General features: G+C 62.6%; 10 protein-coding genes. 3 read left to right on the top strand and 7 right to left on the bottom strand.

Features of this window, described 5'->3' with window-relative positions:
• Positions 1 to 107 precede the first annotated feature (107 nt).
• The 4 genes from AB1J88_RS11125 to pvdM all read right to left on the bottom strand — a co-directional run bounded on the left by AB1J88_RS11125 (position 108) and on the right by pvdM (position 5,497).
• On the bottom strand, positions 108 to 1,757 hold the full coding sequence (locus AB1J88_RS11125; protein ID WP_430291072.1) for a cyclic peptide export ABC transporter: 1,650 nt from the start codon (positions 1,755 to 1,757) through the stop codon (positions 108 to 110).
• A gap of 146 nt (positions 1,758 to 1,903) precedes the next feature.
• Positions 1,904 to 2,812: a formylglycine-generating enzyme family protein gene (locus tag AB1J88_RS11120; protein ID WP_430291071.1), complete on the bottom strand. Its 909-nt coding sequence runs from the start codon at positions 2,810 to 2,812 to the stop codon at positions 1,904 to 1,906.
• Between the two features lie 37 nt (positions 2,813 to 2,849).
• A complete protein-coding gene (locus AB1J88_RS11115; RefSeq protein WP_430291070.1) occupies positions 2,850 to 4,130 on the bottom strand; it encodes an aminotransferase class V-fold PLP-dependent enzyme in 1,281 nt (426 codons plus the stop codon).
• Positions 4,127 to 5,497 carry a pyoverdine-tailoring dipeptidase-like protein PvdM gene (pvdM, locus tag AB1J88_RS11110; RefSeq protein WP_047295198.1) on the bottom strand — a complete coding sequence of 457 codons (1,371 nt, stop codon included), beginning with the start codon at positions 5,495 to 5,497 and terminating at the stop codon, positions 4,127 to 4,129. Before pvdM ends, AB1J88_RS11115 begins: the two co-directional genes overlap by 4 nt.
• Before the next feature lie 254 nt (positions 5,498 to 5,751).
• On the opposite strand from pvdM, the gene AB1J88_RS11105 reads away from it, so the two are divergent.
• Positions 5,752 to 7,371: a PvdJ/PvdD/PvdP-like protein gene (locus AB1J88_RS11105; RefSeq protein WP_430291069.1), complete on the top strand. Its 1,620-nt coding sequence runs from the start codon at positions 5,752 to 5,754 to the stop codon at positions 7,369 to 7,371.
• Positions 7,372 to 7,566: 195 nt separating this feature from the next.
• On the opposite strand, the gene AB1J88_RS11100 is transcribed toward AB1J88_RS11105, so the two are convergent.
• Genes AB1J88_RS11100 through AB1J88_RS11090 form a run of 3 tightly spaced genes read right to left on the bottom strand, consistent with a single transcriptional unit; the run spans position 7,567 to position 12,112 of the window.
• Positions 7,567 to 8,958, bottom strand: a complete 1,392-nt coding sequence (locus tag AB1J88_RS11100; RefSeq protein WP_430291068.1) for an efflux transporter outer membrane subunit — start codon at positions 8,956 to 8,958, stop codon at positions 7,567 to 7,569.
• Between the two features lie 7 nt (positions 8,959 to 8,965).
• Positions 8,966 to 10,939, bottom strand: coding sequence for a MacB family efflux pump subunit (locus AB1J88_RS11095; RefSeq protein ID WP_430291067.1), 1,974 nt, complete (start codon positions 10,937 to 10,939; stop codon positions 8,966 to 8,968).
• Positions 10,940 to 12,112, bottom strand: coding sequence for an efflux RND transporter periplasmic adaptor subunit (locus AB1J88_RS11090; protein ID WP_430291066.1), 1,173 nt, complete (start codon positions 12,110 to 12,112; stop codon positions 10,940 to 10,942). It abuts the gene before it with no gap.
• Positions 12,113 to 12,434: 322 nt separating this feature from the next.
• Between AB1J88_RS11090 and AB1J88_RS11085 the strand changes: the two genes are divergently transcribed.
• Together AB1J88_RS11085 and AB1J88_RS11080 are read left to right on the top strand one after the other, a co-directional pair.
• Positions 12,435 to 12,917, top strand: coding sequence for a sigma-70 family RNA polymerase sigma factor (locus AB1J88_RS11085; RefSeq protein ID WP_041070768.1), 483 nt, complete (start codon positions 12,435 to 12,437; stop codon positions 12,915 to 12,917).
• Positions 12,918 to 13,051: 134 nt separating this feature from the next.
• Complete coding sequence (locus tag AB1J88_RS11080) at positions 13,052 to 14,386, top strand: lysine N(6)-hydroxylase/L-ornithine N(5)-oxygenase family protein (RefSeq protein WP_222015366.1); 1,335 nt, start codon at positions 13,052 to 13,054, stop codon at positions 14,384 to 14,386.
• The last annotated feature ends 18 nt before the right edge of the window (positions 14,387 to 14,404 follow it).

The following is a 14,404-nucleotide window of genomic DNA, read 5'->3' as shown; positions in this document are numbered from 1 at the left end:
CTCTTCAAAGTGTTGACTGAGAACTATTTCTATTAACTGTTAGTAAGACGTTGAGCCTTCCGAAAACCGGAAAGCTCAACGCCATTTTTTTTACAAAATTTTCACAGTCAGGCGAGTTGCAGCTCAGTGACCACTTTGCCGGCGCTCATGCGCACCAGTTGGTCGGCGACATCGAAGTAACGATCGTCGTGGGAAATGACGATGATGGTCTTGCCCAGACGCTTCAGGTCCGGCAGCAGCTCGGTGTAGAAAATCCGCCGGAAGGTCGGGTCCTGATCGGCGGCCCACTCGTCGAACACCAGCACCGGACGCTCCTCCAGCCAGGCGTTGATCAGGGCCAGACGCTTGCGCTGGCCGGTGGACAGGTCGGTGGTGGTGAATGAGCCGTCACGCACGCTGACCTTGTGTGCAATTTCCAGGCGCTCCAGGTATCGGTTGGCGTCTTCCGGGATATGCGTATCGCCCTGAACCACGTCGTCGAACAGGTAATAGTCGGCGAAGATCGTGGTGAACAACTGGCGGTAATCGTCGCGGTTGCTGGCGTCGACGAGCTGCTGATTGAGGCGGATTTCGCCTTGCTGTGGCGCGTACAGGCCCAGCAGCAACTTGATCAGCGTGGTCTTGCCGCAGCCGTTTTCGCCGACGATGAAAATGATCTCGCCCTGTTCGATTTTCAGGTTCACCGGCCCCAGCCGGAACGGCTTGGCGCCTTCTACCGTCGGGAAACTGTACGAGACATCGGTCAGTTCCAGGCTGTGCACCGGGGTCTTTTGGTGGCCCTGATCGCTGAGCAACAGGTGCGGTTCGGGCGAGGAAAACTGCTCGGAGAGATCGGCAATCCGGCGGAACGCAATCTGCGCGCGACTGACGATCGGCAAAGTGCCGATGATGTGTTCCAGCGGCCCTTTCATGTACAGCAGCACCAGCACGAAGCCGCTCATCACCGCTTTGTCGGCGCTCGGCCACAGCGATTGCAGGCCCAGCGCCAGGCCGATCACCACGAAGAACAGCATCGACCCCAAGGTCTTGGCGACCACGAAAATGTTCACCGAACGCACCTGCGTGTCGCAGATCTTGTCGGCCGTGCCTTCGATGCCCGAGACGAACATGCGATGCCGGCGCGGGCGGTGGATGCGCAGTTCCTTGGCGCCCTCGGCGACAGCGTGGTAGTGCTTCTGCAACTCGTCTTCGTAGTCGCGGGCCTTGAGGAAACCCTGCATGCCGCGCCCGCGTGCGATGTACTGAATGACCGTGCCGATCAGGATCGCCACCGCCATCATCAGGAACATCGGCCACGACAGCATCGCCAGGTAGCCCATGCAACCGAGGGTCACGGTCAGGGAAATCGCCAGCGGCGCAAAGGCGAAGGCGAAGTCGCTGATGGTGTCGACGTCGTGGGTCAGTACCGGAATCAGCCGATGGCTGCGATAGCGCTCGATCTGCTCGATCGGCGCCGAGAGGACTTTCTCGCCGAGCTCTTTGCGCAATGTTGCGATGATGTGCTGGCCGACGAAATTGGTGCCGATGTCGGAAAAGATCGAGCTGGTCAGCGCCAGCAGGCACAGGCCGGCGAACACCGCGACCATGGTGCTGGTCAGTGCGCCCTCGGTGTGCAGCACATTGTTGATGGTCGCCAGCAACGCGGTGACGCTCAGGCCACCGACCATGCCGAGCAGGATCGACACGCTGACGATCAGTCGAAAGGGTTTGAGCAGGGCGAACAATTCATTGATCACCCCGCGTGTTGGTTTGCTCATGGAGGTTCCCTGCTTGAAGGAGCGGCGAACACCGGCACTGCGCGTGGGGTTCGCCTGGATGACATAGAGGGCGGTGGGCGCACCATGGAGATCGCGCCCAGTTGTAGAACGACTGGCGGGATGGCTAATTTAGCCGGGCGATGGCCTTACAGATCGCGGGCGACCCGGAAGCCGATCCAGTCGCCACGGGTGTCGGTGTAGGTGGCGTTGCGGTTGCCCGAGCGCGAAAACACCGGTGCCTCGCCCCAGTCGTTGCCACGGATGCGCCGCACTTCGCACTTGCCGCTCAACCAGGCGCTGCCATCGCTAGGCGCGCCGACGTAGTTCTCGTTGTAGCAATCGGCGGTCCACTCATAAATATTGCCGTGCATGTCGTAGACGCCGAAGGCGTTGGCCGGGAAGCTGCCGGCCGGCGCGGTGAAGTTGTAGCCATCAGCGGCGCCGTAGGTGTTGGCGTGTTTGGCGATGCTGTATTCCTTGCCTTCGTCGAACGGGAAGGGGAAGGGCCCCGTGCTGCCGGCGCGGGCGGCGTATTCACGCAGCGATTCGCTGACCAGTCGATAGGGCTGGCCGGTCTTCTTCGACAGCCAGGCCACGTACGCTTCGGCCTCCGGGAAATCCATGCACACCGCCGGGTGCTTGTCGGTGTACTGCTTGCGCGGGTCGCTGCCCTGATAATCCGGGATCCCGGCCTTGCACGCGCGACCGGGGCGCGTGTCGCCGTCGGGCATCTTGTAGCCGCTGTCCTTGAGGTAGGCGTCCCACTCGCCGCGCAGAATCTGGAAACGGCTGATCGCCAGCGGTTTGGCAAACGTCACCGGGTGCATCGGCCCTTCATCCGGCTCGCGGCCGACCTCATCCTCCGGCGTGCCCATGGTAAACGTGCCGGTGGGCAGCACGACCATTTCCGGGCAGTCCTTGCAGTCCTTGAACACCTTGCCCGGCGCAGGCGGGGTGGCGGCCTGCGCGGCGCCCGGCAGCAGGCCGGCGGCGAGGGCGGTGAGCATCAGCGCCGGCAGCGCCTTCAAGGAAAATCGACGCAGTTCACTGTTCATTGTGAGTCTCGCTAAAAGGAAAAAGGGAGCGTCCGGGTCAAATGGCCTGATCGAGCACGGCCAGCAAGCGGTCGATTTGCTCTTCGTCGTTGAGCAGCCCCGGCGCGGTGCGAATCACCGGGCCGACGTCGCGGTGCACGGCATCGGCCACTACGCGGTTGGCCATCAGGTGCGCGGCGATCTTGTCGCTGTCCTTGCCCTTGACCCGGAAGAAGGTGAAACCGGCGGACAGCTCAGGGCTCAGCGGCGTGACCAGTTCGATCTGCGGACGTTGCTGCAGGCGTTGTTTCAGGTAGCTGTTGAGCGCGTGAATGCGCGCCTCGACCTCGGCCTTGCCCAGCTCAAGATGCAATTTGAACGCTTCGTCCAGCGCCCAGCGGTGTTCGAACGAGTGATAGCCGCCGGGCGTCATGGTGGTGGAAAACGCCGTGGCTTCGGAGAACGTCGGAATGATCGGGGTCACGTACCTGACTTCGGCGAAGCGGCTGCAGACGATGCCGGTGCCGCGCGGGCCGAACATCCACTTGTGGGTGCCGGCGATGAAGAAGTCGCAGTTCATTTGCGCGAAGTTCAGGTTGTCCACGCCGAAGCCATGCACCCCGTCAACCACGTAAACGATGCGGTCGGCGTCGCTGCGACCACGGTTGTGCCGGTCGACGATGGCGCCGATTTCACCAATGGGCAGTTTCATGCCGCTACCCGAATGCACCCAACACATGCCCAGCACCCGGGTTTCGGGGCGGATAGCGCCGTCGATGGCAGCAAGGATTTCTGCTTTGCTCGCGTTGTACGAATCCTTGAACAGGCGAATCTTGCGCACCCGGGTGCCGTCGCGTTCGGTGCGCAGGGCGAGGATGGTGTGGGTCGCGTAGTGCTCGTGTTCGGTGGTGAGGATTTCCTGATCGGGGCGCACGTGTACGCCGCCGTAGATCGTCGCCAGACCTTCGGTGGTGCTGCCGGTCAGGGCGATCTGTTTCGCATCGGCTTGCAGATAGCGACCGGCCCAGACCCGCACGTTCTCTTCGCGCTGTTCGATCACGCCGAGGTCCCAATCCATGGCCAGGCCGGGATTTTTGTCGAGGGCGGCGCGGTGCCGCTCAATCGCCTCGCGCACCGGTTTCGGGTGCGAGGTAATCAGGAAATTGGAGAAGTGCAGATACGCCGGATCCTGATCGAACAGCTGCTGCAACCGCGTCCACTTGTTGCCGGTCGCGGGCGCGGCGTTCGCGGCGCCGGCGACATTCGGCAGGCTCGCGCCCAGTGGCAACGCCGCCGCGAGAATCCCCGCCTGCTTCAAGAACTCACGACGATTGCTCATGGCTTGGCAGTTCCCGGCGCAGCGGCCAGTGCCGGTTTCGCGGCTTTCTCGACCTGATCCCAGACCCGCAGGAAGTTGCCGCCCCAGAGCTTGGCGATGTCCGCCTCGGAGTAACCGCGCGAGATCAGCTCGGCGGTGACGTTACGGATCTCGCCGACGTTCTCGAAACCTTTGACGCCACCACCTTCGTTGAAGTCGGAGCTGATGCCGACATGGTCGATGCCGATCTTGCGCACCGCGTAATCGATGGCATCGCCCAGATCCTTGAGGCTGGCTTTCGGTTCCTCTTCGAGGATCGCGTACAGGCGACTGGCGTACTGGCCGAACTTCTGCTCCGACCACGCGGCAATGATCGGGTCGCCCGGCATCAACGCCATCGCCAGGTTCGGCAGCGGCGGCAGGTCGAAGTCCTTGCGCATCGCGTTGAGCTTGTCCTGGGTTTGCTGGGTGAGCGGACGCAGGTACTGCGAAAACGCAACGATCTGCACCACGCCGCCGCTGTTTTTGATCAGCTGCATTTCCTTGTCGCTGAGGTTGCGCGGAATATCGACCATCGCACGCGGCGCCGAATGCGAGGCCACCAAAGGTGTGCGGCTCAGTTGCGCAACTTGTTCGAGGGCCTTGGTCGACATTTGCGAGACGTCGATGATCACGCCCAGATCGTTGAGGCGCTTGACCGCTTGCTTGCCCAGATCCGAGAGACCGTCGAGGGCGTCCGGCGAATCATTGAGAAATGGCAGCGGCCGCGACGAATCCGCCCAGTCGTTGTTGCCGATGTAGCTGAAACCGAACATGCGCATGCCACGCGCCGTCCAAAGGTCCAGCAGGTTGAGGTCGTGGCCCAGCGGATAGGCGTTGAGCATGCTGATGAAAATCGCGAACTTGCCTTCGCCGTGCAAGCGCCGGAAGTCGTCGGGGGTGTAGGCGATGGCGACCTGATTGGGGTAGTCGCGAACCATCCCGGAGATGATCTTGAAGCGGATTTCCTGCTGGTTGCGCGCCTCGTCGACGAAGCCGGGGGTCGGCTTGTGCGGAGCGTTCGGGCCGTTCCACATTTCCGGCCAGCCGAAGATGGTCAGCGCGGCGCCGGACAGGCGCCCACGGCTGGCCTTGGCGAGGTCGAACTGGCCGTCGCCGTCCTTGTCGGCCTCGTGGCCGTCGGTGCCGAAATTTTGCGTCAGGCTGACATGGCTGTCGAAAGACAGCATGCGTTCGTGCAGCTCATCGGCCTGCTTCATGACTTTGGCCGGGTAGCCGAGGTCGTCCTTGAACCAGTGATGCCACACGGCAAAGCCTGCGCCGGCACTGATCGCCAGGGCCAACGGCAGGCCGATGAATAGAGCCTTTTTCGAACGTGGTTTTGTCATTGCCATCTCAGTCAGGTTCGCCATCGAGGTGCAGGCGCGGAGGCCTTCGCTATCTGGGAAGAACGAGTGGTTGGCCGTGGAATTTAGGTTGCCAGGTTAAAAGATCGCAGCCTGCGGCAGCTCCTACATTGGAAAGCGATCACTGTAGGAGCTGCCGAAGGCTGCGATCTTTTCAGGTACCCCCATAAATTTGTGCATGGAGCAAACGTTCTAGCTTGGATAAAGCCTGCTTCATGGCTGACACAGGTAGGGCAATGAAGATTTCTCGACGATGGTTCATGGCGGGCCTGGCGCTGACCGGCGCTGCCGTGCCTGCGGCGTATTTCGGGCATCGTGAATGGACGAAGCCGGACCCGACGATCACCCCGGGCGAAGCGTCTTTCGATGTCGCGGACAGGGCCGGGCAGCGCCTGGCGAATGCGTTGCGCGGGGTGTGGGATATCCGTTTCGAAGGTGCCGATGCCGGCCTCGAAGGCTTGCCGCTCAAGGGCCTGCAAGTGTTTCTCGACATCGGCCAGAAGGGCCGTGGCGTGTGCGGTTTTCTCGACACGCCCGAGCGCCTGCGCTCCGCTGAAACACCGCGTTATCGAATTCTGGGCGACCTCGCGAAAGCCGATGCGGCGAAACTGAGCTGGCGCCTGATCGGCGCTGATAGCCAGATCAGCTATGAGCTGGAGATGATCCTCGATGAGGTGTGGGCCGACTTCGGCAATGCCGGCAGTGGCACCCTCAGCGGCAAGGCTATGCGCCTGGATCGAGCGCTGGCCTTGCCGGCGCAGGACAATCGCTTTGTCGCCGTCAAGCGGCTGTTTCCCGAAGCGCGCGAGCGCACGCCGCTCAACCCGACATTGCTGGCGTGGCTGATCTCGCCCGAGCATCGCCTGTTTCACCAGTTGTGGCATGCGACCCGGGACAAGTGGCACAAGCTGCCTGAGGACAAACGCGAAGCCTTGCGCGGCATCGGCTGGCAGCCCGGCCCGCGTGACAAGGAGCGCGATGCCCGTGGCCCGCGCAAGGACCGCAATGGCTCGGGCGTGGACTTTTTCTTCATGCACCGGCACATGCTCGGGACGGCGCGCTCGATGCAGGATCTGCCGTCGTGGGCGTTTTTCCCGCTGCCGCAGCCGGAGCTGATCCGCGACCGTGTCGGCTTCGCCCGCTATTTCGACAACCACGACGGCTCAGCCTTGCCGCCCACCTGGACGGCGGCGGGCGATGACGAATTCAGTCAGTGGGTCAGCGACATCAAGACCGCCGAGACCTACGAAAGCAACTTCCAGGTCTGGGAGTCGCAATACCGCGATCCGGCGTATCTGGCCCGGCTCACCCTCGGCCAGTTTGGCTCCGAAGTCGAACTGGGTCTGCATGACTGGCTGCACATGCGCTGGGCTTCTGTGCCGCGTGACCCGTCCAACGGTCAGCCGGTGCCGTTTGCCCGCGATCCGGCGGACTTCGCGGCCCGCTGGTACAACGCCGAAAACGACTTCCTCGGCGATCCGTTTTCTTCCCACGTCAACCCGACGTTCTGGCATTTCCATGGCTGGATCGATGATCGCATCGAGGACTGGTTCCGCGCTCACGAGCGTTTCCACCCGGGCGAAGTCGCGCGGCTGCAGGTCAATGGCGTGCCATGGTTTGCCCCGGGGCGCTGGGTGGAAGTCGATGATCCGTGGCTCGGACCGATCACCCATGGTTGCAGTACCACGCCGGGATTGCAGGTGGGCAAGTCGGTGGAGATGGATCCGGAAACCATGAAGCTGGCGCTGCGCATCACCTTTATCAGCGACGAGGAAAAACTCGCCGGTCTGTTCCGCCGCGTGCCGCAACGGCCATGGTATGCGCGCAATCTGAAGGCTAAAACCAGCCCGACTTGAGGGCTGCGTCATCGATCATTCGCGAGCAGGCTCGCTCCCACAGGTTCAGGTGTCAGGCCGAGAGAGCGGCAACATCGTCAATCAATGTGGGAGCTGGCTTGCCAGCGATAGCATCGGGTCAGGCAACGTTGATGTTGGGAGTGCTGGCCTCATCGCTGGCAAGCCAGCTCCCACAGGGTTGTTGTGTTGATTCGATTACAGCGTCTGCCACCCGCCACCAAGTGCCTTGTACAGCGCAATGCTCGCCTGCACTCGTGACAGCCGTAGTTGTGCATGCTGATCCTGGGCCGCGTACAGCGTGCGCTGGGTTTCCAACACGGTCAGCAAGTCTTCAGCGCCGGCCTGGTAACGGCTCTGCGCGATGTCGAATGCGGTCTGCGCCTGATTCAGTTCTTCGTTCTGCCACAACCGCTGCTCATCCAGGCGACGAATGCTATTGAGCGCTTTTTCCACATCGGCAAACCCGTTGATGATCGCCCCACGGTAGGTTTCCAGCAGCTCTTGCTGGCGCGCCATGGCCTTGTCGCGTTCAGCGCCGAGGCGACCGTTATTGAAAATCGGTGCGACCAGTCCGGCGGTCAGGTTGTAGAAAGGGCTGCGAATCAAATCGTCGAACTGATTGGCGCCTGAGCCGAGTTGGGCGGTCAGGGTCAGTGCCGGCAACATGGCCGCGCGAGCGACTTTGACGTCAGCTTCGGCGGCGGCCAGTTGGGCTTCGGCGCGTGCGATGTCCGGACGCTGGGTGAGCAACTCGCTGGGCACGCCAGCGGCGATGTCTGGCCATTGCAGGTGATCGAAGGGCTCTGTCGCCGACAGTTGCTGCACCGGTCGGCCGAGCAGGGCGGCGAGGCTGATCAGCGCGTCCTGGGCTTGCTGTTGCACGCGCGGCAGTTGCCATTGCTGGGCGGCGACCAGGCTCTTCTGCTGGGCCAGCTCCAGCGCGGTGGCGGAGCCTGAATCAAACCGCGTCTGCACCAGTTTCAGCACGCTTTGTGCGTTGGCCAGATTGAGTTCGGCGATGCGGCTCTGCTCGCGCAGCGACAAGGTTTGCGCATACGTGCTGGCAACGCCGCTGAGCACTGTCAGCTCGACCGTCGCCCGGTCGAATTCGCTGGCCCGCAGGGCGAACTGGGCACTGTCGCGCGACGCGCGCTTGCCGCCCCAGAAATCGATTTCGTAGGTGGCGCTCAGGTTGGTATCGAAATAGTCCACCGCCTTGTTGCTGCTGTTGGCATCGAGTTGGCTGTAGCCATTGCCGCGCAGCAGTTTCTGCCGATTGGCATTCAGTCCTGCCTTGACCTCCGGCAACTGAGAGCCGCCAGCGATGACGGTGCCTGCCTGCGCCTGACGCACGCGAGCAACGGCGGCCGCGAGGTCGAAACTGCCGACGCGAGCCTGTTCGATCAGGCGGTCCAGTTCCGGGCTGCCAAATTGCGTCCACCATTGCGGGTTGTTGCGGGCAACGCTGGCGCTATGGGGCGACTGCCAGGCAGCTGGCGTTTGCACGCCACTGTCCGGGCGCTGGACGGGACTGCCGCAGGCGCTGAGCAACAGGCACACGGTCAACAGGCTGAGACGCGGTTTCATAGATCGATCATTCACTGGTAAGGGCCGTGACCGGGTCGAGCCGGGCAGCTTTGCGGGCAGGCATGAAGCCGAAGACAACACCGGTGACCAGGGCGCAGCCGAACGCGCCGAGTACCGCCATCAAGGAAAAGGCCACGGCCACTTCGCTGAGAATCAGCACGCCGCCGACGATCAAGGCCAGGGCGATGCCGGCAATGCCGCCGACCACCGAGAGCATCACCGCTTCGGTGAGAAACTGGCGGAGGATGTCGCGCTGGCGGGCGCCGGTGGCCATGCGAATACCGATCTCGCGAGTCCGCTCACGCACGGTCATGAGCATGATGTTCATCACGCCGATGCCGCCGACCAGCAGCGAAATCGCGGCAATCGAGCCGAGCATCAGCGACAGGGTGTTCTGGGTGCGCGCCTCGGCCTGAATCATCGCGGCGTTGTTGGTCAGTTCGAAATCCTTCTTGCCGTTGTGCAGGCGCAGCATCAGTTGCTCGATGGCCTGCTCGGTGTCCTTGACCTTGCGCGCGTCGGCGGCGGCGATGGCCACGTATTCCGGATTGCGCGTGCCGAACAACCGGACGCTGGCCGCCGAATAAGGGATGGCGATGCGATTGTCGCTGTCGGAGTCGCCGGAGCTGGCGCCTTTTTCCGCGAGCACGCCGACCACCTGGAACGGCACATTCTCGATCAGGATGAATTGGCCGATCGGGTTCGGCACATCCTTGAGCAGTTTGCTGCGGACTTTGTGGCCGATCACCGCGACGGCTGCAGCGTTCTGCTCATCGGCCTCGGTGAAGTAATTGCCTTGCACCACCGGCCAGTTGAAGATCGCCGGGAAGTTGGTGTCGTTGCCGCCGACGTAACTCAGGTGGTCGGCGTTGCCGTACCGCACGCCGGCCTCGGCGCCGTTGACCGGCATGATCCGCTGCACTTGCGGCAGGCTGGCCAGCGCGTGCACCTCGTCGAGGGTGATGATCCCCGGCGGCGTGCGCGGGTTGGGCGCCGAGCCGCTCAGGTAAATGATGTTCGACCCGAAGGCGCCCATCTGCGCCATCACCTGGCGTTTGCTGCCTTCGCCGACCGCCAGCATCACCACCACCGACGCCACGCCGATGATGATCCCGAGCAGGGTCAGCGCGGTGCGAAAGCGGTTGATCCACATCACTCGCCACGCCGCGTGCAGGGCATCAACCAGTTCACCTTTCCAGGCGCCGGTGGCGTCCGCGCCCACGGCCAGACGCTGGCGCAGATCCACCGCTTGCAGGGCGCCGGGGTTGGCGCTGGTCTGGGCGTGGGGATTGTCGCGGGCGCTGTCGCTGATGATCAGGCCGTCGCGTATTTCGATGATGCGTTTGGCCCGGGCCGCAACTTCGCGGTCGTGGGTGATGAGGATCACCACGTGGCCTTGGCTCGCCAGCTCATCGAGCAGCGTCATCACTTCTTTGCCGCTGTGACTGTCGAGGGCGCCGGTGGGTTCGTCGGCGAGGATGATGTGGCCGCCGTTCATCAACGCCCGGGCAATCGACACCCGTTGCTGCTGACCACCGGACAACTGATGCGGACGGTTGCTGGTGCGTGAGGCCAGACCGAGTCGGTCGAGCAGGGCAGCGGCGCGGGCGTGACGCTCGGCGGCCGGGGTGCCGGCATAGATCGCCGGCATCTCGACGTTTTCCTGGGCCGAGCCGGACGGAATCAGGTGATAGCCCTGGAACACAAATCCAAAGGCTTCGCGGCGCAGCCAGGCCAGCTCGTCGCTGTCGAGGCCGGCGACGTTTTCTCCGGCGAAGCGGTACTCGCCGGAGGTCGGCCGGTCGAGGCAACCAAGGATATTCATCAGGGTCGATTTGCCGGAGCCGGATGCGCCGACAATCGCCACGAATTCACCGGCGTGAATCGACAGGTCGATGCCGCGCAACACGTGAACTTCAGGCGCGTCACCGCCGCCGTAGGATTTGCGAATGTCCTGCAGGTCGATCAGAGGCGTTTGCATTCAGCCTCCGCTGCCGTCGACCGGGCCGATCAACAGGTGATCACCTTCGTTGAGGCCGTCGACAATCTGCACCTTGAGCCGGTCGCTGATGCCGGTGCGTACCTCGCGTTGCTGAATGTCGCCGTTGGCCGCCACCACCTGCGCGGTTTGCAGGTTGGCCGTGGTGCTGCCCTGCAACGCGGCGACCGGCGCGGTGAGCACGCCTTTGGCCTGATTGGCGACGAAAAACACTTGGGTGGTCATCTCGGCCATCAACGCGTTGTCGGCGTTATCAACGTCAAGCAAAACCGTGTACAGCACAACGCGGGCGCTGCCGCTTTTGCTGGTGCTGGCCGGGCTGCCGCCGCCCTGGCTGGTCTGATCCAGCGGCTTGGGCGGCACCGGCAGAATCTGCCGCACGGTGCTGCTCCAGCGCCGCTGGCCGCCGCTTAGGGTGGTGAAGTAGGCGGTCATGCCCGGTTTGACGTGGCCGATGTCAGCCTCGGAAACCTCGGCCCACACGGTCATCGGTGACAGTTTGGCGATGCGCAGGATCAGCGGTGTCTGCTGTTGTGCGTTGAGGGTCTGGCCCTCGCGGGCGTCGAGGGCGACCACGGTGCCGGCCATCGGCGCGTAGATCCGCGTGTAGCCGAGTTCAGCCTGATCGCTGCGCAGGCTCGCTTCAGCCTGGCGGATCTGTGCCTGAAACATGTCGACGCGGGCCTGAGTGGCTTTCAGTTCGGCGCGGGCGGTCTGCACGTCTTCTTCACGGGTGGCGCCGCCGGCCGCGAGATGCTGCTGCCGCTGATACTTCTGCCGCGCCAGCTCATGCTGGGCGAGTTGCTCCTGCAATTGCGCCTTGAGGTTTTCGATCGAGAAGCGCCCGGCGTCGAGTTTGGCCTTCTGCGTGGACGGATCGATTTCCACCAGCAGTTGACCCTCCTTGACCACGTCACCGACTTCGACGTGGATTTTCTGGATCTGTCCGGAGGCTTGCGCGCCAACATCGACATAACGGCGCGGTTGCAGAGTGCCCAGCGCGGTGACGCTGCTTTCGATGTCGCCGCGGCTGACTTGCACGGTGGCGAAGCGCTCGCGGCCCGGCGGCATGATTTGCCACGCGGCGAAGGCAACAACGGGAATCAGACAGAGGGTTGCGAGCAGGGCGCGTCGGGCGGGGCGGGGACGTTTCATGCAGGGTTCCGGCCAGTGGAATTCGGCCCGTCGTCCGGCTGCGCGGCACAGCGCGCAGCCGCTGAACGCTGTCGCAGGGCACGACAGACACGGGGAGCTGTCCTGTAAACGATGAGTGCGGGGGGGAATTTAAGCGAAGACACAGGATGTTACAGGTATAGAACGGCACTATTTGGCGGGCAACGACAAACGCCACTTTAAATCTATATGAGAATTACTATAAATTACGCACCTCAAGTTGCCACTATCTTGCTACCCGTGTTTGCGGGGCCGTCGATCAGTGTGCTCAAGGATCGAATCCGCATCGAAGCGGCCGGGAGTCATGTTGGAAAACTACTATCGCGAGCTGGTGTGTTTCCTGAACGCCAAGCTCGGCAACCGTCAGGTCGCCGAAGATGTGGTGCATGACGCTTATGTGCGGGTTCTGGAACGCTCCAGCGATACGCCCATCGAGCAGCCCCGGGCCTTTCTCTATCGCACTGCACTGAATCTGGTGATCGACGATCATCGGCGCAACGCCTTGCGTCAGGTCGAGCCGCTGGAAGTGCTCGACAGCGAAGAGCGCTATTTCACCCCGTCGCCCCATGGCACCCTTGATCACGGCCAGCGTCTGGAGATGCTCCAGCGCGCCCTGGCAGAATTGCCGCCGCTGTGCCGCGACAGTTTTCTGCTGCGCAAGATCGAAGGCCTGTCGCACCCGCAGATCGCCGAACACCTGGGCATTTCCAAGGCACTGGTGGAAAAACACATTGTCAATGCGATGAAGCATTGCCGCCTGCGCATCAAGCAATGGGATGCCCATTGAGCCGCCGTCGCTAAATTTTATTTCCCTGTCCTCGTTCCTACTCAACAGACGACCTGCTGTCCTGCTCAAGGCCAGTCGGGTCACTTAGGCTCTCCTTTCCCCTTGTTGAGGGGTTCATCCAGAGGACACTGGAAATGACTCAGGCAATTGCATCGCCCATCGTTCACGACCTGATCGGCGTCGGTTTCGGCCCTTCGAACCTGGCGCTGGCCATCGCTCTGCAAGAGCGCGGCCCGACCCACGGCGAGCTGGATGTGCTGTTCCTCGACAAGCAGGCCAACTACAGCTGGCACGGCAACACCCTGTCGACCCAAAGCGAATTGCAGATTTCCTTCCTCAAGGATCTGGTGACCCTGCGCAACCCGACCAGCCCGTACTCGTTCGTCAATTACCTGAAGGCTCACGGCCGCCTGGTGGACTTCATCAACCTCGGCACCTTCTACCCGTGCCGCATGGAGTACAACGACTACCTGCGCTGGGTCGCCGGGCAGTTCACCGAGCAGAGCCGCTACGGCGAAGAAGTGCTGACCATCGAACCGGTGCTGCACAACCACCAGGTTGAAGCGTTGCGCGTGATCTCCCGCGACAGCGAAGGCCAGCAGTTCGTGCGCACCGCGCGTTCGGTGGTGGTCAGTGCCGGTGGCACGCCGCGTATTCCGGAGGCGTTCAAGGCGCTGAAGGGTGACAGCCGTGTCTTCCATCACTCGCAGTATCTGTCGCAGATGGCCAAGCAGCCTTGTGTGAACAATCAACCGATGAGCATCGCGATCATCGGCGGCGGGCAGAGCGCGGCGGAAGCCTTCATCGATCTGAACGATTCGTTCCCGTCGGTGCAGGTCGACATGATCCTGCGCGGCTCGGCGCTCAAGCCTGCGGACGACAGCCCGTTCGTCAACGAAGTGTTCTCGCCGGAGTTCACCGATCTGGTGTTCCAGCAAAACAGCGCCGAGCGTGAGCGGCTGGTCAACGAGTACCACAACACCAACTATTCGGTGGTGGACATCGACCTGATCGAACGCATCTACGGCATCTTCTATCGGCAGAAAGTCTCGGGCATCGCCCGTCATGCGTTCCGCACCCTGACCACTGTGGAAAGCGCCACCGCCACCGAGCGCGGCATCGAACTGGCGGTGCGCAACAACGCCACCGGTGAAGTCACCGTGCGCCTCTATGACGCCGTGGTCCTGGCCACCGGTTACGAGCGGCAGATGCACCGCAAATTACTGGCGCCACTGGAAGAGTACCTCGGTGATTTCGAGGTCGATCGCAACTACAAACTGATCACCGACGAACGCTGCAAGGCCGGCCTGTACATGCAGGGCTTCTGCCAGGCCAGCCATGGTCTGAGCGACACCTTGCTGTCGGTGTTGCCGGTGCGTGCCGACGAGATTGCCGGGTCGTTGTATGAGCATGGCAAGAACCGTGGGCATCGTTCGATGGCGGATCTGTTGTTGGCGACTGCCAGCTGAATCTGCTTTGCCTGATCC

It is taken from the genome of Pseudomonas sp. S8, assembly GCF_050473925.1.
Lineage (GTDB): Bacteria > Pseudomonadota > Gammaproteobacteria > Pseudomonadales > Pseudomonadaceae > Aquipseudomonas > Aquipseudomonas parakoreensis.
The sequence above is the reverse complement of the archived record's forward strand: the minus strand, read 5'-3'. Positions and strand labels throughout refer to the sequence as shown.